Source organism: Novosphingobium sp. (genome assembly GCF_027489515.1).
Classification (GTDB): Bacteria; Pseudomonadota; Alphaproteobacteria; order Sphingomonadales; family Sphingomonadaceae; genus Novosphingobium.
In genome coordinates this window covers 1-23,801 of the sequence record NZ_JAIXZS010000042.1, presented here as the reverse complement: position 1 = coordinate 23,801, position 23,801 = coordinate 1, and the positions used below count along the sequence as shown (strand labels likewise).

The window sequence follows — 23,801 nt, the reverse complement described above, 5'->3', positions numbered from 1 at the left end:
CTAGCTGTTGCGACGCGAGCATTGCTGCGTCTCTTGATGTGCCCCTGACGCCGGGCGGCGGTTCGCCCGGCCCAATCGAGGGGCCAGTCGTTGACCGTCCAGCCAATCCGATCCGAGGCGAAATCACGCGGCGCGCGGATGCTGCGCACGGCGCTGGGACCGTCGATCACAGCCTGGCTCGACGACCCCGCCGTCATCGAGGTGATGCTGAACCCGGACGGCCGACTTTGGCTCGATCGGCTCGGCGAGGGGATTAGCGATACCGGCGAGATGCTGTCCGCCGCAGACGGCGAACGCATCGTCCGGCTGGTCGCGCACCATGTCGGTGTCGAGGGTCATGCTCGCAGCCCCCGCGTCTCGGCCGAACTGCCCGAGGGGGGCGAACGGTTCGAGGGATTGCTGCCACCCGTCGTCGCGGCGCCGGCCTTCGCTATACGCAAGCCCGCCGTCGCCGTATTCACGCTCGACGATTACGCACGCGCCGGGATCATGTCGGCAGTTGAGGCCGAGGCGTTGCGCCACGGCGTCGAGACCCGCGCCAATATTCTCGTCGCTGGTGGGACCGGCGCGGGCAAGACAACGCTGGTCAACGCGCTGCTCGCCGAGGTGGCAAAGACCGCCGATCGCATCGTCCTGATCGAAGACACGCGCGAACTGCAATGCGCCGCGCCCAACCTCGTCGCCATGCGCACCAAGGATGGCGTGGTGTCTCTCGCCGAGCTGGTCCGCTCATCACTGCGCCTGCGTCCCGACCGCATCCCGATCGGCGAGGTGCGCGGTGCCGAGGCGCTCGACCTCATCAAGGCGTGGGGCACCGGCCATCCCGGCGGGGTCGGCACGATCCACGCCGGCACCGGGCTAGGCGCGCTGCGCCGCATGGAGCAGCTCATCCAGGAGGCCGTCGTCACGGTCCCGCGCGCGCTGATCGCCGAGACGATCGACCTGATCGCCGTGCTGGTGCGCGACGCGCACGGGCGTCGGCTGACCGAGCTGGCCCGCGTTGAAGGGCTCGATCCCACGACCGGCGATTACCGCCTCGCATCCCTTTCCACCACCCAATCGGGAGACCTGCCATGATCCATGCCATTCGGCATGGCGCACGCCGCGCCATGCTTACCACCACCGCCGGCGTGGTCGCGCTGACCTTCGCCGTTCCGGCCCGTGCCGGTGGATCGTCGATGCCCTGGGAAGCGCCGCTCCAGTCGATCCTCGAAAGCATCGAGGGGCCGGTGGCGAAGATCGTGGCGGTCATCATCATCATCGTGACCGGCCTGACTTTGGCGTTCGGCGACACCAGCGGCGGGTTCCGCCGGCTGATCCAGATCGTGTTCGGCCTGTCGATCGCGTTCGCAGCCAGCTCCTTCTTCCTGAGCTTCTTCAGCTTCGGCGGCGGGGCGCTGGTCTGATGCTCGACGTGGCCGAACCGATCGCGGGTTTCCATGCTCCCGTTCACCGGGCGCTGACCGAGCCGATACTGCTCGGCGGTGCCCCGCGGGCGCTCGCCATCGTCAACGGAACGCTGGCGGGCGCGATCGGCCTCGGCCTGCGGCTGTGGATCGCAGGCCTGGTCATCTGGGCCATCGGCCACGGGCTGTCCGTCTGGGCCGCCCGCCGCGACCCGCAATTCGTGGACGTGGCCCGCCGCCACCTCCGCTTGCCTGTTTGGATGCGGCCATGATGAGCTTGCGCGAATATCGTAGCAAAGCTGCAAACCTGCCAGACTTCCTGCCCTGGGCCGCGCTGGTCGGCGAAGGGGTCGTGTTGAACAAGGACGGCTCGTTCCAGCGCACTGCGAGGTTTCGCGGCCCCGATCTCGACAGCGCGACGCCGGCCGAGCTGGTCGCCACGACTGCGCGATTGAACAATTCGCTGCGTCGGCTTGGCTCAGGCTGGGCGATCTTCGTTGAGGCGCAGCGCACGCCTGCGCTCGACTATCCGGAAGGCCACTTTCCCGATCCTGTGTCGTCGCTGGTCGAGTTCGAGCGCCGCGAACAATTCCGCGAGGAAGGCGCACACTTCGAGAGCCGCTATTTCCTGACGCTGCTGTGGATGCCGCCCGCAGAGGAAGCGGCGCGCGCCGAAGGCTGGCTTTACGAGGGCCGGGCCACGACCGGCGTCGATCCGTGGGAACTGCTCAAGGGCTTTACCGATCGCAGCGACCGCGTCCTCAATCTGGTCGAGGGATTCGTGCCCGAGGTCCGCTGGCTCAATGACGCCGAGACGCTGACCTACCTGCACAGCACGGTCTCGACCCGCCGCCAGCGCGTGCGCGTGCCGGAAACGCCGATGCACCTCGACGCCCTCTTGGCGGACGAGCCGCTGACCGGCGGGCTGGAACCGCGCCTGGGCGACCATCACCTCCGCACGCTCACCATCGTCGGCTTTCCGAGCGTGACGTTCCCCGGCTTGCTCGACGAGCTGAACCGGCTCGCCTTCGAGTATCGCTGGGCGACGCGGGCGATCATGCTCGACAAGACCGACGCGACCAAGCTGCTGAGCCGCATCCGCCGCCAGTGGTTCGCCAAGCGCAAGAGCGTCGTGGCGATCTTGAAGGAGGTGATGACCAACGAGGCGTCGGTCCTGATGGACAGCGACGCCTCGAACAAGGCCGCCGACGCCGACACCGCCCTGCAGGAACTGGGTGCCGATTATGCCGGCATGGCCTACGTCACCGCCACGGTGACGGTGTGGGACCGCGATCCCGCCATCGCCGCCGAGAAGCTGCGGCTGGTCGAGAAGGTCATCCAGGGCCGCGACTTCACCGTCATTCCCGAGGGCATGAACGCGATCGAGGCGTGGCTGGGAAGCCTGCCCGGCCACATCTACGCCAATGTCCGCCAGCCCCCGATCTCCACCATCAATCTCGCCCACCTGATCCCCCTGTCAGCAGTATGGGCGGGGCCGGAACGGGACGAGCATTTCGGTGCGCCCCCCTTGCTCTATGGCAAGACCGAAGGCTCGACTCCGTTCCGGTTTTCCCTTCACGTCGGCGACGTCGGCCACACGCTGATCGTCGGCCCGACCGGCGCCGGCAAGTCGGTGCTGCTCGCGCTGATGGCGATGCAGTTCCGCCGCTACGAGAACGGCCAGGTCTTCGCCTTCGACTTCGGCGGCAGCATCCGCGCCGCCGCGATCGGCATGGGCGGCGATTGGCAGGACTTGGGCGGGATGCTCGCCGACGAGGCGGGTGACGGCGTGCAGCTCCAGCCTCTCGCCCGGATCGACGATCCGTCCGAGCGTGCGTGGGCGGCGGAATGGCTCGCGGCGATCCTCGTCTCCGAAGGCGTCGCGGTCGATCCGCAGGCGAAAGAGCATTTGTGGTCGGCGCTCGGGTCGCTTGCCAGTGCGCCCGCGCCGGAACGCACGCTGACCGGGCTGGCCGTGCTGCTCCAGAGCCAGCAGCTCAAGCAGGCGCTCGCTTCCTATTGCCTCGGCGGGCCGTGGGGTCGGCTGCTCGACGCAGAGGTCGAGCGTCTCGGCGAGGCGTCTGTCCAGGTGTTCGAGACCGAGGGCTTGGTTGGCGCCGGATCGGCCGCCGCTGTCCTGTCCTATCTGTTCCACCGGATCGAAGGCCGGCTGAACGGCTCGCCGACGCTCATCATCATCGACGAGGGTTGGCTAGTTCTCGACAGCCCGCAGTTCGCCGCGCAACTCCGCGAATGGCTGAAAACGCTGCGCAAGAAGAACGCCAGCGTTGTGTTCGCCACGCAGAGCCTCGCCGATATTGAAACCTCGAACATCGCGCCGGCCATCATCGAAAGCTGCCCGACGCGCATCTTCCTGCCGAACGAGCGCGCGGCCGAGCCGCAGATCGCTGCCATCTACGAGCGGTTCGGGCTCAACGCCCGACAGATCGAAATCCTCAGCCGGGCGACGCCCAAGCGCGACTATTACTGCCAGTCGCGGCGCGGCAACCGGCTGTTTGAGCTGGGGCTTGGCGAGGTCGCGCTGGCCTTCGCCGCCGCTTCTTCCAAGACCGATCAGCTCCGCATCACCGAACTCGTCGAGACACACGGTCGCGAGCACTTCGCCGCCGAGTGGTTGCGCCATCGCGGCTTGGCCTGGGCGGTCGATCTCCTTCCCGACCCCCAACCTGATCCGCTGGCCGGTCGCCGGGAAGATGCCGGCCAGCTTCCCCTTGCCTTGAAGGACATGACCCCATGAAGCCCAATATCCTGCGCCGCGCCATGCTGGCCGGCGCCATCGCCACGTCGAGCATGATCGGCATCACCGCCGCCACGCCGGCGCACGCTCAGTTCGGCGGGATCGTCTATGACCCGACCAATTACGCGCAGAACGTGCTGACGGCCGCGCGGTCGCTCCAGCAGATCAACAACCAGATCCAGCAAATCCAGCAGCAGGCGACCAGCCTCATCAACGAGGCGCGCAATCTGGCGTCGCTGCCGTTCAACTCGCTCCAGCAGTTGCAGCAGCAGGTGCAGCGCACCCAGCAGCTTCTCGGCGAAGCCCAGCGCATCGCCTACGACGTGCAGAACGTCCAACAGGTCTTCAACGGCCGCTACAAGGGCGCGGCGCTCACCGGCACCCACGCGCAGATGGTCGCTAACGCCAATGCGCGCTGGGAGGATAGCGTCGGCGCGTTCGAGGATGCGCTGCGTGTGCAGGCTGGCGTCGTCGGCAATATCGACGGCGCGCGGACGACGATGGACGGCGTGGTCACGTCTAGTCAGTCGGCGACCGGCGCGCTCCAAGCCGCGCAGGCGGGCAACCAGCTTCTCGCGCTGCAATCGCAGCAGCTCGCGGACCTGACGGCGCTGCTCGCCGCGCAGGGCCGGGCGCAGGCGCTGGATTCGGCGCGCAACGCGGCCGTTGAAGCCGAGAGCCGCGAACGTCTGCGCCGCTTCCTGACGCGGTCCACCGGCTATCAGCCGGGCAACGCCCGCATGTTCCACGACTAACGCCCGTGGACAGCAAGCTCCTCGCGCGCATCGGCGCGGTCATCTTCGTCGCCATCGCCATCACCATGACGGCGATCGAGATGAGCCGTGCGCCAGAGCCACCGCGCGCGGGGCCGGCGGCCGTCGCCGAGACATCGGCGACGGACCCGCTGCTGATCGAGCTGCGCCGCTGCCAGTCGATCGGCGCGGCCGGGGCGAGTGACCCGGATTGCCTGCGTGCCTGGGCCGAGAACCGTCGCCGGTTCCTCGCGCCCGGTGCGCTTCCCGCTGCCCGCATCGCCGATGGCGCGACCCCACAGGAGAACTGACATGGGCGGCACCGGCGTCGTCGATCGCTTTCTGGATGTCTTCACCCGCTACATCGACAGTGGGTTCGGCCTGCTCGGCGGCGAAGTGGCGTTCATCGCCACCACCCTGATCGTCATCGACGTGACCCTGGCCGCCCTGTTCTGGACGTGGGGAGAGGGCGACGACATCATTGCGCGCCTTGTCAAGAAGACGCTGTTCGTCGGCGTCTTCGCCTACATCATCGGCAACTGGAACAGCCTGGCACGCATCGTCTTCGAGAGTTTCGCCGGGCTCGGCCTCAAAGCGTCGGGCACCGGCTTTACGGCGGCCGAACTGCTCCAGCCGGGCCGCGTCGCGCAGGTTGGCTTGGAAGCGGGCCAGCCTATTCTCGAATCCATCTCCGACCTTATGGGCTGGGTCGCGTTCTTCGAGAACTTCATCCAGATCGCGGTGCTGCTGATCGCCTGGCTGCTGGTCATCCTCGCCTTCTTCATTCTGGCGATCCAGCTTTTCGTGACGCTGATCGAGTTCAAGCTGGCGACGCTCGCCGGATTCGTGCTCATCCCGTTCGGCCTGTTTGGCAAGACCGCGTTCATGGCCGAGCGCGTGCTGGGGCTGGTGATCTCGTCAGGCATTAAGGTGCTGGTGCTCGCCGTCATCGTCGGCATCGGTTCGACCCTGTTCGACGAGTTCCGCGCCGGCTTCGGCGGCGCGCAGCCCAGCATCGAGGACGCGCTGGCCGTCGCGCTCGCCTCGCTGTGCCTTCTCGGCCTTGGCATCTTCGGCCCGTCGATCGCCAATGGCATTGTCTCCGGCGGCCCGGCGCTTGGCGCAGGGGCCGCAGCGGGGACCGTGCTCGCGGCCGGCGGTGCGCTGGCCGGTGGCGCCGCTGCGGCCCGGCTCGGCGTCGGCGCTGCGGTGGGCGCGGCCGGTGGCGCCGCGCGAGGCGCCGCCTTCACGTCCGGGGCCGCAAACAGCGCCTATGCGCTTGGTTCGGCTGGCAAGTCCGGCGCGGCCGCAGTCGCTGGCGGCGCAGGCGGCGTCGGACAAGCCGCCGTCGGCGCAGCCATGTCGCCGCTGCGCAAGGCGGCAGCCTCGCTCAAGGATAGCTACCGTTCCGGCGGACGTGCCGCCGTCACCGCGACCGGCGGGACCATTTCGGGCGGCAGCTCCACGCCGTCGCCGGACGCACCGGCCGGCGCGCCCGCCTGGGCGTCCGCGATGAAGAACCGCCAGACCATGACCCACGGCGCGACCATCGCTGCCCACACGCTGCGCTCCGGCGATGGCGGCGGCAGCGGCGCGTCCGTCGACACCAGCCAGAAGGATTGACCCATGTTCAAGCGACCGAGCATCCGCTACGGCCAGACGCCCGCGCCGACCACCCCTTATCAGCGCGCGGCGCAGGCATGGGACGACCGCATGGGCTCGGCGCGCGTGCAGGCGAAGAACTGGCGGCTCGCCTTCTTCGGGACGCTGTCCCTCTCAGGCGTTCTGGCCGGCGGTCTGGTCTGGCAATCGACGCGCGGCCATATCGTCCCCTGGGTCGTGCAGGTCGATCGGCTCGGCGAGGCCCAAGCGGTCGCGCCGGCCGAGGCCGGCTACCGTCCCACCGACCCGCAGGTCGCGTTCCATCTCGCCCGCTTCATCGAGCAGGTCCGCGCGATACCGGCCGATCCGGTCATCGTCCGTCAGAACTGGCTTCGAGCATACGATTTCACCACCGATCGCGGCGCGCTCGCGCTCAACGATTACGCGAGGGCCAACGACCCGTTCGCCAATGTCGGTCGGGGGCAGGTCGCGGTGGAAGTGTCGAGCGTCATCCGCGCCTCACCCGACAGCTTCCGCGTCGCCTGGATCGAGCGCCATTATCAGGACGGCAGCCTTGCCGCCACCGAACGCTGGTCGGCGATCCTCACCATCGTCGTGCAGCCGCCGCGCACCCCCGACGCCCTGCGCAAGAATCCGCTCGGCGTCTTCGTCAACGCCCTCAATTGGTCGAAGGAGCTGTCGCAATGACCGGCATACTCATCCGCCGCGTGGCCACGGCCGCGCTCTTCGTCTCCGCATCCGCGCTCGCCGGCTGCGCCACCACGTCGGCCAGGCCGCCCGTGATCGCGTTGGACGATCCGCCCCCGGCGATCGCCGCGACGCCCGCGGCCGAGCCGCCCCGCGCGGTCGAGATCGTCACGATCCCCGAGCCGTTGCCGCTCCCCGGTCAATTGAAGCCGGTGACGGAGCGCGCGCGACCGCCGGAGCCCGCCGATCCGCGCCGCCGTGTCGGCGACGCCAACGATGCCGCGCGCGTCCAGCCGGTGCGCGACGGCTTCCTCAACGCCATCCAGCAATACCCGTGGACCGAAGGCGCGCTCTATCAGGTCTATACCGCGCCCGGTCAGGTGACAGACATCGCCTTGCAGCAAGGCGAGCAGCTTGTCGGGCCGGGGCCGGTCGCGGCGGGCGACACGGTGCGGTGGATCATCGGCGATACGGTGAGCGGCAGCGGAGCAGCTGCCCGCGTGCATATCTTGGTAAAGCCCACCCGACCCGACCTCGCCACCAACCTCATTATCAATACGGATCGGCGCACCTACCATCTGGAGCTGCGCGCCACCCCCGTGACCTACATGGCGTCAGTGTCCTGGACCTATCCGCACGACCAGCTCATCGCCTTGCAAGGCCGCAACGCGGCTGCTGCTGCGGCTGCACCGGTAGCGACCGGCGTGGACGTGGCGGCGCTCAACTTCCGCTATCGCATCGACGGCGATAGAGCGCCGTGGCGTCCGGCCCGCGCGTTCGACGACGGAAGGCAGGTCTTCATCGAGTTTCCCGCCGGGATCTCGCAGGGCGAGATGCCACCGCTTTTCGTGACCGGCGTGGCCGGCGACGCCGAGCTGGTCAATTACCGCGTGCAAAGCCGCTACATGGTGGTCGATCGCCTGTTCGCTGCCGCCGAGCTGCGCCTGGGCGACCGGCGCACCGAGCAGCGTGTCCGCATCGTGCGGGACGATGGACGGAGGGGGCGGCCGTGACCGACAGCCACGATCCGTCCGTCGAGGATCGGCCCGCCGCACAGTCGGCCCGCCCTGATCCGGCGGCGTTCCAGCTTCGCGGCGATCCGCCCCGCGTCATGCGGCTTTCCCGTAAAGCGCTCGCCGTCGTCGGCGTCGCCGCCGGCCTCGGCATAGGTGGTTCGCTGATCTATGCGCTACGACCGCCGAGCGATCGGGCCGCGCAGGAACTCTACAACACCGATAGCCGCGCCACGGCCGAGACTATCACGTCGGGGCCCCGCGACTATGCCCAAGCGCCCCGGCTCGGCCCGCCGCTGCCCGGCGACCTCGGCCGACCGATCGTATCGGCACAGCAGCGCGGCGAGGATGTCACCGTGCCGCCGGTCGGCGCGCAGCCAGGTCCGCCCGATCCGCGCGCTCAGGCGGCGGAGGCGGCTCGGCAGCGTGCCGCTCAGGAGCGCGACGCGGCCCGCACCAGCTCGGTCTTCCTCGGCGGCAGCGGAAGCGCCGCATCACCGGACACCCCGGTTACGCCGGTTCTCGCAGCGCCGACTCCAGCGCCTGCGGCGACGGGCGATGCGTCGGCGCAAAGCGATCAAGCGGGAAGGCGCACCTTCATGGCGCAGGCGCCGAACCAGCGCACGGTCAGTGTCGAGAGGCTGACCACGCCGTCATCACCCAACATCGTGCAGGCCGGCAGCTTGATACCGGCTGCCCTCATCACCGGCATCCGCTCCGACCTTCCCGGCCAGATCACCGCGCAGGTAACGGCCAACGTCTATGACAGCCCTACGGGGCGCATCCTCCTCATCCCGCAGGGCGCGCGGCTGATTGGCGAGTATGACAGTGAGGTCGCCGCGGGTCAGACACGCGTGCTGCTGGCCTGGGACCGGCTCATCCTGCCGGACGGACGTTCGATCGTTCTCGAGCGCCAGCCCGGCACCGATGGCGCAGGGTTTGCGGGCCTACAGGACCGCGTCAACCAGCATTGGGGCAATCTCCTGAAGGCGGCGGCCGTTTCGACGCTTTTGGGGGTCGGTGCTGAGCTGGGCGCAGACAGCGAGGACGACCTGACCCGCGCACTGCGACGCGGCTCGCAGGACACCATCAACCAGACCGGCCAGCAGATCGTGCGTCGGCAGCTCAATGTGCCGCCCACGCTCACCATCCGGCCGGGGCATCCGCTGCGCGTGGTGCTGACCCGCGACTTGGTGCTCGAACCCATCGGAGTAACGCGATGACGAAGTTGAAGCTCGGGCCGCTGGCCGACGATCGCCCCGTCAAGCTCACGGTGGAGTTGCCTGCCGCTGTTCACCGCGATCTCACGGCCTACGCCGCCGCGCTTGCGGCCGAGACCGGCGGGGATGCTATCGTTCCTGAGAAGCTCGTCTCGCCAATGCTGGCGAAGTTCATGGCGAGCGACCGAGGATTCTCGCGGCGACGGGATACCTCGAAGAGCTGACCGCCTCGCTGCCATCAGTTACCCAGGAAGCGTCGGCGGCGATCCTGAGCATCCACCTTGATGATCGCTTCTTCGGCCGTGGCGCATTCGCCGCCACGGACCGAGCCGTCACGACATCCGGCCACCAACTGTCGAGCCTCGTCGATATGAGCGACGAAATACTGTGTGCCGCGTGCGTCGTCCGATGCCTTGGCCACCGCTGCCCCGGTGGCGGTAATCCTCGCTTGAGGGATCGGCGCAATCAGCGGTCGTAAGGCAAAGCCTCCCGCAAAACCGATGGCCAAGTTGACTAACACGATAATGATTGTCTTGCTGTGAGACATAGTAGATATCTCCAGAAAATTCTGTGTAAATTACTGTATTTTTGTCGAGAAATCAAAGGTTAGCGCGTAGCGACTCTTGATGAATCCGAGGAAACGGTGAATAGTCGGATTGATATTGTCTTCGCACCAATAGGCGGAAAAGCCAGTTAGTGCCGGCCCTTGTTCCCCGTGTATTGGCCGATACACAACATCAGGGTACAGTGCGCCGGTCGAACCTTCGCAAACGATGCTCACGCCAGAGCTAACGCCTAGCATGCTCAACACAGTCTCTCGGCTCGACCGCAATACTCGAATATCGGGCTTACTGCCGGACAACGCCAGACGGCCAAGCAGCATATCGCGAATAGCTGGGCCAGGGTCGGTGATTGGTAATAGGAAGCGCTCTTCCCGAAGATCAGTCCAGTGCACGACATCTTGGTTCGCGAGTGGATGCGACTCGGGTAATGCAACGAGCATTCGCTCGCTCCACACCGGTTCGCAGCGAAATCCGTTCTGCCCCGCAACGCCCATCAAGATTGCGATGTCAATTTCTCCAGTATTCAGTCCGGCCAGAAGTAGACTTCTGTCGGATTCAACGCACTCCACATCAACATCCGGGTGAGTTTCGATCCAATTCAATATCGTTGCACGCAAATTGCCGGCAGAAACGGAACTGTTGTGTCCGATCATCAGGCCACCAGCACGGCCCTGACCTGCTGCACGCATCATTTTTACCAACTTATCGGCTGTGTCTACCATCGGCTTAGCGCTGCGGATGAAGGTGCTTCCAGCCAGCGTTGTTGTGACACCTGAACGCGAGCGCTCAAAAATAGACATGCCGATAGAGTGTTCCAGCTTCAGGATAGCCCGGCTCAGAGTCGATTGCTCGACATCTAGGGCACGTGCCGCACGATAGAAGGAACCGTGATCTGCTGCCGCGATAGCGTAGCGAAGTTGCCGGATATTGAACGGCAAATTAATGCCCGGACGAGGTTGAGAAGACCTGCATAACGACCACGCCTGAAACGATCAGGCCGATGCCAATGATCGCGGCCACATCCAAAGCCTGGCGGAGCACAACAACCCCCACGATGGCAGTGAGAACGATGCCGCATCCAGCCCAAATTGCATATGTTATGCCAAGAGGGATAACGCGGAGCGCTTGCGTCAAACAGTAAAATGACATCCCAAAGAATAATGCCATCAAAAGTGTCGGAATTGGCCGAGTAAACTGCTCAGATTTTGCCATGAAAGTCGAGCCGGTCACTTCGCATATAATAGCAGCCGTCAACGCAGCATAGGGAAAGAAAGGATGCATTTTTAGTTCCCTTATTAAATGACGTCGTTGAATGATGGTTCATTGCACCACGGGATTTTGATTATTGAACTTAAGGGCGGATGTCGCGCCAGCCTGCTCCCAACGCGAGCTGCGCGGCTATCCAGCCTTGCGTTTTCTGAACTCGCCGGGCCAAGGCGGTCGACTTTGCATCCAGTGCTTCGACTTGCGCGCCCAACCGTGCACGAGCAGAAATCTGACCCGCATTTTCCCGAACTGTCGCCAATTCAGCGCTTTGCTCGGCAGAGCGCGCGGCAATTTCTGCCTCATTGGCGGCCCACCGACTTGAGTTCCAAGCCTCCAAGGCGCTATCGGACTCTTCGAGTGCGGCCAGAACCACGGCCTGCCACTGTGCAAGCGCGGCTTCCGATCTAGCATCAGCAGATTTCACCCGGCGTAGTAGCCGGGGCATATCAAACAAACCCCAGATCAGGCTCGGCCCAACCGCAAATCCTACGGCGCCATCATCGCCGAGCCGGTCAGGCCGAGCTGAAAGCGCGATATTTCCGGCTAGCGAAATACGTGGATAGAGATCTGTGACCGCAATACGCGCTTGTGCCACAGTGCCAGCAAGCCGCTGCTCGGCTGCGCCGACATCGGGTCGTCGGCGCAGCATGGCTGCCGGATCGCCGGCATCAAGCACGCTGGGAGCGATGGGTAGACTGCCTGGCGCCAGATTGGGGTCAGGCACGCGCCCGCCAAGGATCGACAGACGTCGTGCGCTATTGCGGCGTGAAGCGACAAGGTCAGGTAACTGACCTCGCGCCAGGGCAAGCGCACTAGTTGCCGCCTCGCGATCTATGCGTGAAGCGGCACCGAGCGCTTCCGCTTTATCGACACTCAGTGAAATTGCCTCCAGCGCGGCGATGCGCTTCTGCACCAGCAGCTCTTGCTCGGCAGCGTAGCGATTCTCCACATAAGCGCGGACAACCGACGCCGCTACCGCAGCCTCTGTCTGCCGGCGCAGCCATAGAGCTTCACCTTCCTGAGCGCGTGCTGCTGCGAGGTTCGCGGAGATGCGTCCAAACAGATCGACTTCCCACCCGAGCGTGACTCCGACATTTGCCAGATTCTGGTCCGGATAGCGATCAGGCGCCCCCGGAAATGGGGGCTGGGCTAATCCCGCAACGCGCCTGCTGGAGACGCCAGCTTCAACCGATCCACCTGGCAGAGCGCTGGCCTTCGCTTCGCCAACCAGTGCCTGAGCCGCTTTGAGGTTTGCGGCAGCGGCGGCGAGATCGGCATTGCGCGCCAACGCATCGCTGACCAATGTATCGAGCACCGGGTCATTAAATGCCCGCCACCAGTCCAGAACGACCGGCTGGGCACTCTGTCCTTCTGCAATCACCGTCCAGGTCGGCATCACCGGGGGAACTGGTGTTCGCTCAGAGAGACTGACACAACCGCTTAGCGCGAGCGCAGCCGAAGCGAGTAAGACAACTTGCGATCTCATGACAAAGCCTCCTGAGGCGGGGCAGAACGGGTTCGCAAAGCCGGCAGGCGGTGGAACAACAGCGAATAGAGCGCCGGGATCAGGACCAAAGTGATAAGCGTGCCGAGCGCCAGGCCTCCGATCATCGCGGCTGCCATCGGTCGCCAAAGATCGCCGCCGAAGGCGAACAGCGGCAGAAGACCGACAATGCAGGTAAGCTTGGTCATGATGATCGGGCGCAAACGGACCTCCGCTGCACGGACGATGGCATCGACATGACCGGCACCGTTGGCCCGCTCCTCGACTACTCGTTCGAGCAGTAGAACCGCATTGTTGACGATGATTCCAGCCAGCGCCAGCAGACCGAGCGTGGCGGTGTAGTTCATCTCCTGACGGGCGAGGAACAGACCCAAGGTCGCCCCAATGATGACGAATGGGATCGAGGCCATGACGATCATCGTCTTCCTGACGCTACCAAACTGCCACAGGAACAGTCCGGCCATGCCGAAGAGTGCTATCGGCAAATACTGGATCAGGCCGCCATTGGCTTCGGCAGATTCTTCGATCTCACCCCCCGGGATCACCGAATGCCCGGCTGGCAGGTCGAGGCTGGCGACCGCGTCGGCGACCTTGCTGGTCAGTGCCTGGGCCGTCAGAGTGGGGTGGCGCGCACTAACCATAATCGTGGGGTATTGATTGCGGCGATTTAAAACGCTGTCCTGATCGGCCAGGCGCACTGTCGCGATATCGCCAAGCGTAACGCCCGGCTTGACCAGCGTCGCCGAGATTGCGTCGGGCGAAAGGCGCAGCGTCGCATCGGCGCGCAATACGACCGGGGTCGTGAGTTCGCCACGGGTCAATGTGGTGACCGTTACCCCCGAGTAAGCCGCTTGCAGGGCACGCGCCGTGTCGGCCGGCGTGACGCTGGCGGCTTCCGCGCGTGCGCGATCGATATCTACGACAAGGCGCGGGATCACCGTTTCAGCATCATCTCGGACGTCGAGCGTCCCCGGCACTGTACGCAGTGCCGATTTGAGCTTCTCGGCAGCCTTGCTCAATGTGTCGCGATCGGGCCCTGTAAGAATGAACACCGCCTTGCCGGCTTCCGACATCCCCAGGGAAAAGCGCTTGGGCTCGATACGCGCCTGCGGAAAACGGGTGGTGAGATCGTCGCGCAGTTCGCGCACGACAGCATCGCTATCAGCGCCCTTGGCAAGATTGACGACGGCGTAGGCGCGGTTGCCAGCCGGCAGAGGCGGGTTGAGGCCAAGAATGAACCGCGGTCCACCGTCGCCGACATAAACCACGTTGCTGACGACTTCCGGATGCGCCTTCCGATCGCTTATCCTTGCCGAGATTTCCTGAGCCACCCTCAGGCTTTCCCGAGTGGCGCCTCCGGGGGCGATCTCAATCGGAATCTGTACCTGGGCACGGTCAGACGGACCCAGCAGCCCTTGAGGCAGGAGGCCATTGAGGACGGTCGCCCCTGCGAGGAGCGCAACCATTGCGACAGCTACAGTTGCTGGACGGCCGACAATGATTAGTACTTTGCGCCCGTACCAGCGCCTGAGCCGCCCGATCCAGTCGTCCTTCTCATGCTCCTCGTGAGGGGCTTTGATGTACATCTTGCAGAGTAGTGCCACGACCGTCAGGGCGAGAAACAACGACAGGAGTAATGTGACGCCGAGAACAATAGCGAGGCTGCGCATGTATTCGGCAGTTTCACTCGACCCGGCCACCAGCGGGGTAAAGGCCAGGATGATAGCCAGAGACGAAACCAGCAGCGGCGCGGCCATAGTCTTGCCCGCATGGATAGCAGCGGATTCGGCGGCTTCGCCATCTCCAATACGTCGCTGATAATCCTCGACTACCACGATGGCATTGTCGACGAAGATACCAAGCGCGATGATGATGGCGGCGATTGAGATCTGGTGCAGTTCGATCCCAAGCACGCTCATCACCAGAAGAGTGCCGAGGACCGTTAGCGGCACAATCACACTGGTGACCAATCCAGCACGCCAACCGAGAAACACGACGACGACACCCATGACGATGACGACCGTCTCCGCGAAAATCTTGCCGACCTTCTGCAGATTGTGGCCCACGACCTCCGCCTGATCGGTGATCGGGGAAAGGGTCATCCCGATCGGGAGGTCTGCTTGTGCGGAGGCGACTCCCGCGCGGAGCGCGTCAGCGAAATCGACGACGTTCAGGCCCGTGCGCATCGAGACGCCGAGTACGATCGCCGGTTTGCCGTCGAAAACGGCAGCAGCCGTCGGAGGGTCCTGGGGGCGTTGTTCGATCTTGGCGATCGTGGAAAGCGGGACGGAACCTCCGCCTGGAAGGGCGACGGGTACAGCCCCGACCGCAGAGGCTGTCTTGAGCTGACCGGAGGCATCAAGCATCAGAGTGCGTCCGGACACATCGAGCTCGCCGGCCGACACCACCATGTTCCGATCACCGATCGCCTTGGCGACGGCTTCCAGGCTGATGCCAGCCGCAGCGAGGCGCGCTGGCAATATTTCAATGTAAATTTGTTCTTCACGCACACCGTGAAGCGAGACCTGCTCAACGCCGGTCACGCCTTGCAACCGCAATCGTGCCGCGCGCGCAGCTTCCTGTAGCTGACCCTGGCTGTAACTTTCGCCAGTAAGCGCAAGGGTCATAACTGATACCCGGCCCCAGGAATCGTTGAGGACTGGGCCGATCGTGCCTGCCGGGAAGAGCGCTGCGGCCTCCTGGCTTCGAGCGCGCAAGGTCTGCCAGACCTGGTTTACGCGCTGAGGACTGACATTGCTGTGAAGCGCAATGGTCATGATCACCACGCCAGGGCGCAGAGTCGTTTCCATTTTTTTGACTTCGGCAACGGTTCGCACACGCTCTTCGAGCGGCTTGGCCACTAGGCTCTCCAGACGCTCAGGTGTTGCGCCCGGAAGATAGGCTTCAATTGTGGCAGCCCGAAACGGGACGGTCGGCTCCTCGGTGGCGGGGAATCCGATCAGGATCACCAAGCCTGCGATGAGCAAGGCGACGGCGCCGGTCAGAGTGAAGCGTGACCGCTTCATGGCGATTTCAGTGAGGGACATGATGCCTACCGCGTTCAAGGCGTGAAGGTGAGCGGGCGAACACGTTCGCCAGCCTTGATGAGTTCAGCGCCAGTGGCAATGACGCGCTGGCCAGGAGATAACCGTCCCCGCACCAGCGCGCCCGCAGAGGAGACGCTGATGATCTGAACCGGTTCTGCCGTCGTTCGACCGTCCTGACCGACAACGACAACCCGGCGGGCACCGGAGCGGTCAGCGATGACGGCCGACAAAGGCAGCATCAAATCGCCGTTGGTGGCTCCTCCGGCTGGCAAGCGAACTTCGACGGCCGCTCCGGGTGCTGCGGTGCCTGAAACGATGGTGAACCGCGCTGTCTGTGCATCCACACCGGCAGATCGCGGAGAAAGGCCGGACAATCGAGCTTGCCCGCCCGAACCACCGATATTGAAACGCACGATCGTTCCGATGCGTAGCTGTTCGGCCGTCGCGCTGGAGACCGAAGCAACGATCTCGCGTTCACCCGCACCTTCCAGCGAGAACACGGGGGCCCCAGCCGGAAGTATGGCGCCAAGCTCGCCTTGACGAGCCGTAATCACCCCGGCCACGGGCGCGCGTAATTGGGTTTTTGCCAAGGCACGGGCATTCAGCGCAGCTTGGTCGGAGGTAGCCCGCTGCTGTGCTTCCGCACGGCTGACGTTTGTCCTTGCGGCATCAAGATCCTGCCGCGCCGCCGCGCCAGCCTCAACAAGCCCTTCAAGACGTTTTGCCTCACGGCGGGCAGCATCCAGATCAACATTCGCGGCCTGCATCTGCGCTCGGGACTGGGACGCCTGAAGTCGGAATGGCTCCGCGTCGAATTCTGCAAGAATTTGACCCTGCGCGACCCTATCGCCGATGTTTGCTCTTAGCCGAACAAGCCGCCCAGGATTCTCGGGGGCAATATCATAAGACCCCAATGATCGGACGATGCCAGTGATCTGGGTGTCGCTTGAACTAGCTTGCTGCACCGTCGCCGTGAGAGCCGTCCTGAGCGGCGCAGGTTCTGGCTGGGATGATCCACACCCGGCGAGTTGCCCTGATGCCAGCACAACTGACCCTATCATCAGCCAGCGGCGAACTGATATAACTGAGGCCTTACTAATATATGGCACGCAATCTATGGCCGTGTTTGACATGTGTTAGTCCTTAGAAATCAGATTGGTACGGCGGCGCGGCGCATCATATCGACGCAAGCAGTCACTAACTGAGCGCGAGCGTAACCGGGTAAACAAATGCGCCCGAACAGCCCATCCATTATACAGTTAAATGCGATCGTTAGCTCATACGGATCGACTGAACTTGCGATCTGGCCTTTTGCTTGTGCCAAAGTGACGGCTCGAACCATCGCCGTGGTAAAACGCTGGTCGCAGGAGATCGCAATCTCAGCAATTTCCGGTTTGCGGCTCGCTTCAGCTATAATTTCTAGCCGAAGGCGCGACATGGCTTGCTGCCGTTCGTCCTGCATAGCCAAGAGGAGTATGCTTTCAGCACCATCAAAAAAGTTCTCACTGGCCATCAGAACTTCGATGAGGCCAACGCTTTCGGCGAGATCTAACTCGATCAGAGCTAGAATGAGATCGTCTTTGCTCGGAAAATACTGATAGAGGCCGGCAACACTTATCTCGGCTTCAGCACTGATCTCCGCGGCGGTCGTAAGGTGAAACCCTTTCCGCGCAAAGCATCGATGCGCAGCCTCCAGAATCTGTGAGCGACGCTTAGCACGTGCCTGAGGATCGGCCGGTCGGCCACGGCGTGCAGCGATATTCGATTTGGACATTCGATTTATGTGAGCTATCACTAACCTAATGTCAATCTGGAGATCGTTTATGAATGTCGACAGGCGGCGCAGAAGGATCGTTGTGGTGGGTGGTGGAGTAGCAGGGGTCGAAATTGCCACCTCGCTCGGACGCCGGTCGAAGAACGATCAGAGTATGCCGGCTGTCATATTGGTCGATCGTGATTCCGCCCATATCTGGAAGCCGATGCTTCACACGATCGCGGCAGGTACACGTGATATATCTCAACAGCAGACGCCTTATCTCGCACAAGCCCGAGATGCTGGCTTCGAATATCAGCCTGGCGAGATGTGCAGTCTCAATCGGGCCAATCGCACGATAGGCCTCGCTCCGCTCCATGCTCCAGATGGTCGGTTGCTCGTTCCTGCAAGGGAAATCGCCTACGACACTCTCGTCATATCGGTTGGAAGCGAGGCCAATGACTTCGGAACACCTGGTGTACAGGAATATTGCTTCAAAATTGATTCCCGCTTGCAGGCTGACGCATTCAACCGTGAAGTCCGTATTCGGATGCTGCAATCCGTCGCGCAGGAACAGGACTTATCCATCGCAATAGTAGGCGGTGGCGCGACCGGCGTCGAACTCGCGGCCGAACTAATGCAACTCACGCAGATCGCGGAGGCCTACGGCGCCCCAGCACTATCATCCCGGATCAGGATCACCCTGATCGAGAGTGGGCCACGCTTGTTGCCGGCCTTTCCAGACGACATCTCGCAGGCAACGGAGGAGAGGCTTGAGAGTATCGGCATCAGGGTGATGACTAACTCTAAGGTCAGTGCGGCAACGACGGAAGGCTTCGAGCTTGACGATGGCCCAACGGTCACCGCGTCTCTCAAAGTATGGGCTGCCGGCGTGAAAGCGCCCGCTTTTCTGACCAATCTCGATGGACTCGAGAGCACCCGAGGCAACCAACTTGTCGTGCTGCCGTCACTGCAGACGACACAGGACCCAAACATTTTTTCACTCGGAGATTGCTCAAGCCTTACCTTGTCCCAAGGGGAACGTCCCCTGCCGCCAACGGCGCAGGTCGCCCACCAGCAGGCGCAGCATTTGATTCGTCATCTTCCCGCCGTCATCTCGCGTGGAAAGCGGCCGCCTGATTTTAACTATCGGGATTTCGGTTCTCTCGTATCGCTTGCCGAATATGATGCTTTTGGCTCACTCGGAAAATACGGATTATTCAAGGGAACGACGATAAGAGGAAGACTGGCCCAGTTGAGCCATGCAATGCTGTACCGCAGCCATCAGGCACGGTTGTACGGTTTTTGGCGCGGAAGTCTTGTCTGGATGGTGGATCGTCTCAACATGCGGCTGCGCTCGGCGATCCGCCTCGATTGATCTTCTGGCGGCTTAGTTCGGTAAATGCATGACCGTCTCAAATACTCCGTGCCGAGTAGCGCAATGAGTTTGTCGGCATCCGCCGATGTCACTTGAACTGGATTGCAGCCAGGAGACGCGCCCTGCGGTAAATCACCGAGATCTATGCCAGCGCGTGTCGGTCGCGACGATGTACCCAGCGACACCACGGCCGCGTTGTAAGCAACCCGCTTTCCATATTTCGCCGGAGGCATGGCGACATGACGATAGAATCTCACGATCTAACGGCCAGGCAAGAATTCACGCTCGACCTTGCAGCAGCGGGCAAATGTTATCGCCGAAAGAACCGGCCCGCTAATCGCCGCCGGCAGAAGATTGTCCGCTTCGTTGGACGTGAGGGCGACGTCGAGACCTTTACGGTCCAGCAGACGTTCCCGGTCGTTGGTAGTCTGAACTCCGATCTTCCATCAGATCGCCAAATCGAAGCTGTGGAGCAGTTTTTCAGACACCGCCCAGAGACACGTTGGCAAGCTCACACCATGCTGAGCGCGCGCGATTACGGATTGGAGCTTTCAAGCCGCTATCCGTTTACCGCCATTCGACGGATGGTGATCGGTGTCAGCGTCGCAGCGTTCATACTTAGCGACCGGGCGCTCCGCGACAATGTGCGCCGATGGTGTGAAGATCGCTATCAAGAATCGTGCCCCGGCATCAGCTCGGGAATAGCAAATCATGCTCCTCATCGAATAGCGAGCCGGTTCGCCGAAAAGCTCGTGATGGATATGCGTGGTGCAGGCTCGGAGGTATTCGGCTAAGGCCAGTCACGATCGCGGGGACTGACTGGGGGAATATTATGACGACCGTGCCGCCGGCACCTATCGAATATCAGCTCATTGGCCTCGCTGAAGACGGCGGCATCGGGAACCTACTGGCGGGTCTCGATCAGAAGCAGGGGCGTGTCCGCCTTCAAGCGCTCATATCCGAATGGCTACGAATGGAGAATCTCGTCGTTCTGACGGGATCGGGCACGTCGGTTTCCGTCGGCGGTAAGACGATGGCCAATCTCGAAACGGCTGTATTCGCCACGATCCAGGCGCTGCCCGACATCCCCGCCTCGGTCGCTGCTATCATCGAAGCCCGCAAGAACGCTGTCCTTCTCGCCGCCTTCGACGATGATGACCCGATCGGTTTCGAGGCATGGCTTTCGTTCGTCGCCAATGCTCTGGTCGTCGCGGAGTCTACGGGCGGACCATTTTCCGCCGTGACGTGGCCCAGTACGCCGGCGCCCAGCGTCGCCGATCTGCGTTGGCTCGTCGATCGCCTTCGCATGGCGATTTTCGCCGAGTGCGCGCTTTCGCTCCCTGATACGGGGCTGGCCGCGTCCGCTGATGGCATCGTGCCGCATCTTGCATTTCTATCCAAACTCGTGGCTCGCGATAGCAACCTCGGACGCACCCATCTCTTCACGCTCAATTACGACACGCTTTTCGAGCAGGCATTGGAGCTGCTCGGCGTCCAGTATTTTGACGGTTTCACCGGCCGCGCAGCCGGCCGGTTCGACCCTTCCGTTTATGGTTTGGACATCTACTATCCGGGCGAGGTGGCGGAGGGCCGTGTACGGCGCTTCGACAAGTTCCTGCATTTCTACAAGCTCCACGGCTCGATCCACTGGTTCGAGCAGGGCACCGAGATGCGCGCGCGTCATCCTGATCTGACCCCTTTTCAGACCTACGCCGCCATGACGGCCGAGCAGAAAGCCGCGTCGCTTCTGTCTCTGGTCGGAGGGACGCCTTCGGTCGGGATTCTACCGACCGCGAACAAATTCGCTCAGACGCTTGCGATGCCCTACGCTCACCTCTTCCGGTCCTTTCAGGTGCGGCTCGGCATCCCCCAGACCTTCCTCCTCGTGCTGGGCTATGGCTTCGGCGACGATCATGTCAGCCGGATCATCGAGAATGCGCTCATGAATCCGTCGCTTGTGATGCTGGTAGTCGAACCAAATCCGAACAGTCCGGTGATCGCACGCATCCGGCGATACAAGGATCTCGGTAAGCGCGCCTTCGTCCTATGTCCGACGACGGATGCCTTCTCAGCAACACCATTCAAGCTCGCGACCTTCGACGACTTTGCGCGAACGGTGATGCCCGACGTGCAGTGGCTCGACGACTTCCTTCGCTTGCGCCGCTTCGAAAAGCAGATCGCTTCGTCCGCAACATCAGCCGGAGCGGACACGGAGGGCGCGGATGGATAATCCGCGCCTCGTCGGGCACATCGTGTCGGTTCAAGGCTTCCGAGTGAAGGTCGAATTGCTGCCCGAAACTCGGTCGGCGTTACGCGCCACGCTAGACGGCGTGCAGGCGGCCATCGCAATCAACGCCTATCTGACCTTCTCGCTCGGTGCGGGGGAAACGGTCATCGGCATCATCACCGATCTGGAAGCTCGCGAGACCTTCGATCCCGGTAGCGGGGACGATCTAAACCTCGAACTGATGAAACCACGCCGCGTTGCCAGCGTACAGCTGCTGGGCACGATCGAGCACAAGGACGAGGAGCCTACCTTCAGTCCAGGCATCTCGGTGCTGCCAACACTCGACACTCCCGCGGAGATCGGATCGCCGGACATCCTTCGCGCGGTGTTCGAGATACCACCGCGGCGCAACAAGCCAGAGGACTATGACGCGAAGGATTTCGATTGCGATCTGAAGATCGGATTCCCGACCGGCCAAGACCGCAACGTCGTGCGGGCCTCCTATAACGACCTGTTCTCGCGGCCGCTCGCGATCGTGGGCAATACCGGCTCGGGTAAATCCTTCTCGGTGTCGAGCCTGATCCAGAAGGCGATGGCTGCGCTCGATGGCGCGGCCGAGGAGCCGCACGTCTTCATCCTCGACATCAATGGCGAGTATGCCAAGGCCTTCCCGACGGCTGAAGCGGCGCAACGCTTGCCGGATCGCATCTACCTCAATGGCAAGGAGTTCAGCCTTCCGCTCTGGTTTCTGAACGCCGAAGAAATCTGTGCGTGGCTGAGCGCGTCGGAGCAAACGCAGGAGCCCGTGCTGAAAGACTGGTGGGCGATTGCCAAGGGCGGCAGTGCCACCGCCGCCGCCAGCATGGGAGCGTTTCAGAATGGCATGAGCGCGCTCGACCAGCTCTTGAGCGAACTGACGAAGATCAAGAAGAAGGCAGCCGGCTCCTATTGCGATGCCGTGGTCGGCCACCTCGCCGATACAGACATTGATACAGACCCGTTCGCTGGCCTGTTTACCGCTCATAGGTCAGCTAACGATTTCAACACCGAGGTCATGAACAATCAGGCCGCCATAGCTGCGGAGGCGGAGAAGCTGAAAGACGCGATTCGCGCCAAGATCGTCGGTGGTAGCGGCACGGCGGAGGCCGGTGCACGCACTGCGGACTCTCCGTTGCCGATCGCCCGCGCAACCCTGACCGATCCATCGCTTATCAATCGGGCCGTATCCAAGGAGGATACGTTTCGCGTCGATGCCCACCTGACGACGTTGAAGCTGCGGCTGAAAACCCGCCTCGACGACAAGCGATGGCGCGCCTTCCTCAACTATGAGGAGACCGATACGAAGATCGAGAAGCTGTCCTCATGGTTCGCACGCTTCGGGCTTGGTGCTGCAACGGGACCGAAAGTCTCGGTGCTCGACCTGTCAATGTTGAGCAACGAGGTTCTTCCCTATGCTTGCGCGGTGATCGGGCGGGTGTTGCTGGAGGCGCGTGAGCGCCTGCCCGCAGCCTCGCGCTATAAGCATCCGTGGGTGCTTGTTCTCGAAGAGGCGCACAACTATGCCCGCCCGGCCCGCTCAGACGAGGATCGCGGTCATCGCCTAGCGCGGTTGACATACGAGCGCATCGCCAAAGAGGGGCGCAAATTCGGCCTTTCACTCATCATCGCCAGCCAGCGGCCGAGCGAGATCAGCCAGACGATCATCAGCCAGTGCGCCAACTTTATCAGCCATCGCCTACAAAATCCTGACGATATCGACCATTTCCGGCGCATCATTCCAATGCAGGCGAGACGGCTGCTCGATCAGGTGACTATCCTGTCGTCAGGCGAGGCAATCGTATTCGGTAGCGCCTTTCATATTCCGACGCGGGTTCAATTCGACCGGCCTCAACCCGGCCCTTATAGTCAGACGGCCGCGCCCTATCATGAGTGGCGCAAGGAACAGAATCCGTTCCCGCTGTCGCAGGTCATCGATGCGTGGGGTGCCTGACGCGCAGGTTTCGCCAGCCCTGCTCATGGCATTGTGCAGCGGCTCATTTCAAAACACTAGAAATGGGGACCACCTAGGCGAACAGGCCGCTGCCCTCTACGGCGACAATCGGCGGAGAAAGACGCTACACGGTGGCCCAATCATAGTGCGATAGCGTAGGTATAGTGCCCATCCTCATCGGGCGTGGCCCGCCACTTCCCGTTGCAATGACATGCAAGGGAGTGCAAAATTCCCCTCCGCAAGGTGGAACGCCGTGGCTCGATCGAAACGGCAAAGAGGATCCGTCAGCGCATCAGCGGGGTGTTCCTGCTGGCGATCTCGCAGCACATCGCCCGCGACAATCCTGCCGCGCTCCTCGAACACGCGCTCCTGCCCAAGAAGAAGGCGAAGATGCAGCCTGCGGTGCTCGACCTCGACGAGCTCCGCGAGATCCTGACCAAGACCGAGGCGACCGGCGCTTACCCCGTAACGCTGCTCGCCTCCCGGTTCCTCGCTCTCACGGCGCAGCAGCCGGGCACCGTGCGCCGCGCGCGCTGGGCCGACATGGAGGGGATAGCCTGGGACAGCGACGAGCCCGCACCCGAAGCGCTCTGGCATATCCCCGCCGAGCAGAT

At 63.1% G+C, this 23,801-nt stretch carries 22 protein-coding genes and 1 pseudogene; 16 read left to right on the top strand and 7 right to left on the bottom strand.

Annotated features, from left to right (window positions below; genetic code table 11):
- Nucleotides 1–90: 90 nt before the first annotated feature.
- Genes trbB through Q0082_RS07575 form a run of 11 tightly spaced genes read left to right on the top strand, consistent with a single transcriptional unit; the run spans nucleotide 91 to nucleotide 9,683 of the window.
- Nucleotides 91–1,077 (top strand): P-type conjugative transfer ATPase TrbB, encoded by a 987-nt coding sequence (gene trbB, locus Q0082_RS07625; protein ID WP_040716716.1) that lies wholly within the window; start codon nucleotides 91–93, stop codon nucleotides 1,075–1,077.
- Nucleotides 1,078–1,109: 32 nt separating this feature from the next.
- Entirely contained in the window at nucleotides 1,110–1,406 is a 297-nt protein-coding gene (locus tag Q0082_RS07620) for a TrbC/VirB2 family protein (RefSeq protein ID WP_231728120.1), read from the top strand.
- A complete protein-coding gene (locus Q0082_RS07615) occupies nucleotides 1,406–1,678 on the top strand; it encodes a VirB3 family type IV secretion system protein (RefSeq protein ID WP_021691191.1) in 273 nt (90 codons plus the stop codon). Before Q0082_RS07620 ends, Q0082_RS07615 begins: the two co-directional genes overlap by 1 nt.
- Nucleotides 1,675–4,164, top strand: a complete 2,490-nt coding sequence (gene trbE, locus Q0082_RS07610; protein ID WP_040716717.1) for a conjugal transfer protein TrbE — start codon at nucleotides 1,675–1,677, stop codon at nucleotides 4,162–4,164. The genes Q0082_RS07615 and trbE overlap by 4 nt, the downstream gene beginning before the upstream one ends.
- Complete coding sequence (trbJ, locus tag Q0082_RS07605) at nucleotides 4,161–4,919, top strand: P-type conjugative transfer protein TrbJ (RefSeq protein ID WP_021691193.1); 759 nt, start codon at nucleotides 4,161–4,163, stop codon at nucleotides 4,917–4,919. The genes trbE and trbJ overlap by 4 nt, the downstream gene beginning before the upstream one ends.
- 5 nt (nucleotides 4,920–4,924) lie before the next feature.
- Nucleotides 4,925–5,227 (top strand): putative entry exclusion protein TrbK-alt, encoded by a 303-nt coding sequence (trbK-alt, locus tag Q0082_RS07600; protein ID WP_021691194.1) that lies wholly within the window; start codon nucleotides 4,925–4,927, stop codon nucleotides 5,225–5,227.
- Between the two features lies 1 nt (nucleotide 5,228).
- Nucleotides 5,229–6,539, top strand: coding sequence for a P-type conjugative transfer protein TrbL (gene trbL, locus Q0082_RS07595; protein ID WP_021691195.1), 1,311 nt, complete (start codon nucleotides 5,229–5,231; stop codon nucleotides 6,537–6,539).
- A gap of 3 nt (nucleotides 6,540–6,542) precedes the next feature.
- Nucleotides 6,543–7,226, top strand: coding sequence for a conjugal transfer protein TrbF (gene trbF, locus Q0082_RS07590; RefSeq protein WP_021691196.1), 684 nt, complete (start codon nucleotides 6,543–6,545; stop codon nucleotides 7,224–7,226).
- Nucleotides 7,223–8,239, top strand: coding sequence for a P-type conjugative transfer protein TrbG (gene trbG, locus Q0082_RS07585; RefSeq protein WP_021691197.1), 1,017 nt, complete (start codon nucleotides 7,223–7,225; stop codon nucleotides 8,237–8,239). The genes trbF and trbG overlap by 4 nt, the downstream gene beginning before the upstream one ends.
- On the top strand, nucleotides 8,236–9,462 hold the full coding sequence (locus Q0082_RS07580) for a TrbI/VirB10 family protein (RefSeq protein ID WP_021691198.1): 1,227 nt from the start codon (nucleotides 8,236–8,238) through the stop codon (nucleotides 9,460–9,462). The genes trbG and Q0082_RS07580 overlap by 4 nt, the downstream gene beginning before the upstream one ends.
- A complete protein-coding gene (locus Q0082_RS07575; protein WP_021691199.1) occupies nucleotides 9,459–9,683 on the top strand; it encodes a DUF2274 domain-containing protein in 225 nt (74 codons plus the stop codon). The genes Q0082_RS07580 and Q0082_RS07575 overlap by 4 nt, the downstream gene beginning before the upstream one ends.
- A gap of 14 nt (nucleotides 9,684–9,697) precedes the next feature.
- Here the strand turns inward: Q0082_RS07575 and Q0082_RS07570 are convergent, their stop codons facing one another.
- From Q0082_RS07570 to Q0082_RS07540, 7 genes are all read right to left on the bottom strand, one after another.
- A complete protein-coding gene (locus Q0082_RS07570; protein ID WP_021691200.1) occupies nucleotides 9,698–10,006 on the bottom strand; it encodes a hypothetical protein in 309 nt (102 codons plus the stop codon).
- Between the two features lie 30 nt (nucleotides 10,007–10,036).
- A complete protein-coding gene (locus Q0082_RS07565; RefSeq protein WP_021691201.1) occupies nucleotides 10,037–10,960 on the bottom strand; it encodes a LysR family transcriptional regulator in 924 nt (307 codons plus the stop codon).
- A gap of 1 nt (nucleotide 10,961) precedes the next feature.
- On the bottom strand, nucleotides 10,962–11,303 hold the full coding sequence (locus Q0082_RS07560) for a multidrug efflux SMR transporter (RefSeq protein ID WP_021691202.1): 342 nt from the start codon (nucleotides 11,301–11,303) through the stop codon (nucleotides 10,962–10,964).
- A 70-nt stretch (nucleotides 11,304–11,373) separates the two neighbouring features.
- Entirely contained in the window at nucleotides 11,374–12,774 is a 1,401-nt protein-coding gene (locus tag Q0082_RS07555) for an efflux transporter outer membrane subunit (RefSeq protein ID WP_021691203.1), read from the bottom strand.
- Complete coding sequence (locus Q0082_RS07550) at nucleotides 12,771–15,839, bottom strand: efflux RND transporter permease subunit (protein WP_021691204.1); 3,069 nt, start codon at nucleotides 15,837–15,839, stop codon at nucleotides 12,771–12,773. Before Q0082_RS07550 ends, Q0082_RS07555 begins: the two co-directional genes overlap by 4 nt.
- A gap of 14 nt (nucleotides 15,840–15,853) precedes the next feature.
- Entirely contained in the window at nucleotides 15,854–16,900 is a 1,047-nt protein-coding gene (locus Q0082_RS07545) for an efflux RND transporter periplasmic adaptor subunit (RefSeq protein ID WP_231728098.1), read from the bottom strand.
- An 89-nt stretch (nucleotides 16,901–16,989) separates the two neighbouring features.
- The gene (locus Q0082_RS07540; RefSeq protein ID WP_021691207.1) at nucleotides 16,990–17,613 is read right to left on the bottom strand and encodes a TetR/AcrR family transcriptional regulator; all 624 of its coding nucleotides are present in this window, start codon (nucleotides 17,611–17,613) and stop codon (nucleotides 16,990–16,992) included.
- Nucleotides 17,614–17,662: 49 nt separating this feature from the next.
- Here Q0082_RS07540 and Q0082_RS07535 point away from each other — a divergent pair, with 49 nt between their 5' ends.
- From Q0082_RS07535 to Q0082_RS07515, 5 genes and pseudogenes are all read left to right on the top strand, one after another.
- On the top strand, nucleotides 17,663–18,970 hold the full coding sequence (locus tag Q0082_RS07535) for an NAD(P)/FAD-dependent oxidoreductase (protein WP_040716730.1): 1,308 nt from the start codon (nucleotides 17,663–17,665) through the stop codon (nucleotides 18,968–18,970).
- A gap of 239 nt (nucleotides 18,971–19,209) precedes the next feature.
- Nucleotides 19,210–19,764, top strand: coding sequence for a hypothetical protein (locus Q0082_RS07530; protein WP_040716731.1), 555 nt, complete (start codon nucleotides 19,210–19,212; stop codon nucleotides 19,762–19,764).
- A gap of 38 nt (nucleotides 19,765–19,802) precedes the next feature.
- Nucleotides 19,803–21,200 (top strand): SIR2 family protein, encoded by a 1,398-nt coding sequence (locus Q0082_RS07525; protein WP_021691209.1) that lies wholly within the window; start codon nucleotides 19,803–19,805, stop codon nucleotides 21,198–21,200.
- A complete protein-coding gene (locus Q0082_RS07520; protein ID WP_021691210.1) occupies nucleotides 21,193–23,187 on the top strand; it encodes a DUF87 domain-containing protein in 1,995 nt (664 codons plus the stop codon). Before Q0082_RS07525 ends, Q0082_RS07520 begins: the two co-directional genes overlap by 8 nt.
- Nucleotides 23,188–23,430: 243 nt before the next feature.
- A pseudogene (locus Q0082_RS07515) lies at nucleotides 23,431–23,801 on the top strand (integrase); the annotation flags it as partial.

Excerpts from the sequence above, each read along its gene's own strand:
- Q0082_RS07620 (WP_231728120.1), top strand. The coding sequence starts at position 1,110 with ATGCTTACCACCACCGCCGGCGTGGTCGCGCTGACCTTCGCCGTTCCG.
- Q0082_RS07615 (WP_021691191.1), top strand. The coding sequence starts at position 1,406 with ATGCTCGACGTGGCCGAACCGATCGCGGGTTTCCATGCTCCCGTTCAC.
- trbE (WP_040716717.1), top strand. The coding sequence starts at position 1,675 with ATGATGAGCTTGCGCGAATATCGTAGCAAAGCTGCAAACCTGCCAGAC.
- trbJ (WP_021691193.1), top strand. The coding sequence starts at position 4,161 with ATGAAGCCCAATATCCTGCGCCGCGCCATGCTGGCCGGCGCCATCGCC.
- trbL (WP_021691195.1), top strand. The coding sequence starts at position 5,229 with ATGGGCGGCACCGGCGTCGTCGATCGCTTTCTGGATGTCTTCACCCGC.
- trbF (WP_021691196.1), top strand. The coding sequence starts at position 6,543 with ATGTTCAAGCGACCGAGCATCCGCTACGGCCAGACGCCCGCGCCGACC.
- trbG (WP_021691197.1), top strand. The coding sequence starts at position 7,223 with ATGACCGGCATACTCATCCGCCGCGTGGCCACGGCCGCGCTCTTCGTC.
- Q0082_RS07575 (WP_021691199.1), top strand. The coding sequence starts at position 9,459 with ATGACGAAGTTGAAGCTCGGGCCGCTGGCCGACGATCGCCCCGTCAAG.
- Q0082_RS07570 (WP_021691200.1), bottom strand. The coding sequence starts at position 10,006 with ATGTCTCACAGCAAGACAATCATTATCGTGTTAGTCAACTTGGCCATC.
- Q0082_RS07560 (WP_021691202.1), bottom strand. The coding sequence starts at position 11,303 with ATGCATCCTTTCTTTCCCTATGCTGCGTTGACGGCTGCTATTATATGC.
- Q0082_RS07555 (WP_021691203.1), bottom strand. The coding sequence starts at position 12,774 with ATGAGATCGCAAGTTGTCTTACTCGCTTCGGCTGCGCTCGCGCTAAGC.
- Q0082_RS07550 (WP_021691204.1), bottom strand. The coding sequence starts at position 15,839 with ATGTCCCTCACTGAAATCGCCATGAAGCGGTCACGCTTCACTCTGACC.
- Q0082_RS07545 (WP_231728098.1), bottom strand. The coding sequence starts at position 16,900 with ATGATAGGGTCAGTTGTGCTGGCATCAGGGCAACTCGCCGGGTGTGGA.
- Q0082_RS07540 (WP_021691207.1), bottom strand. The coding sequence starts at position 17,613 with ATGTCCAAATCGAATATCGCTGCACGCCGTGGCCGACCGGCCGATCCT.
- Q0082_RS07535 (WP_040716730.1), top strand. The coding sequence starts at position 17,663 with ATGAATGTCGACAGGCGGCGCAGAAGGATCGTTGTGGTGGGTGGTGGA.
- Q0082_RS07530 (WP_040716731.1), top strand. The coding sequence starts at position 19,210 with ATGACGATAGAATCTCACGATCTAACGGCCAGGCAAGAATTCACGCTC.
- Q0082_RS07525 (WP_021691209.1), top strand. The coding sequence starts at position 19,803 with ATGACGACCGTGCCGCCGGCACCTATCGAATATCAGCTCATTGGCCTC.
- Q0082_RS07520 (WP_021691210.1), top strand. The coding sequence starts at position 21,193 with ATGGATAATCCGCGCCTCGTCGGGCACATCGTGTCGGTTCAAGGCTTC.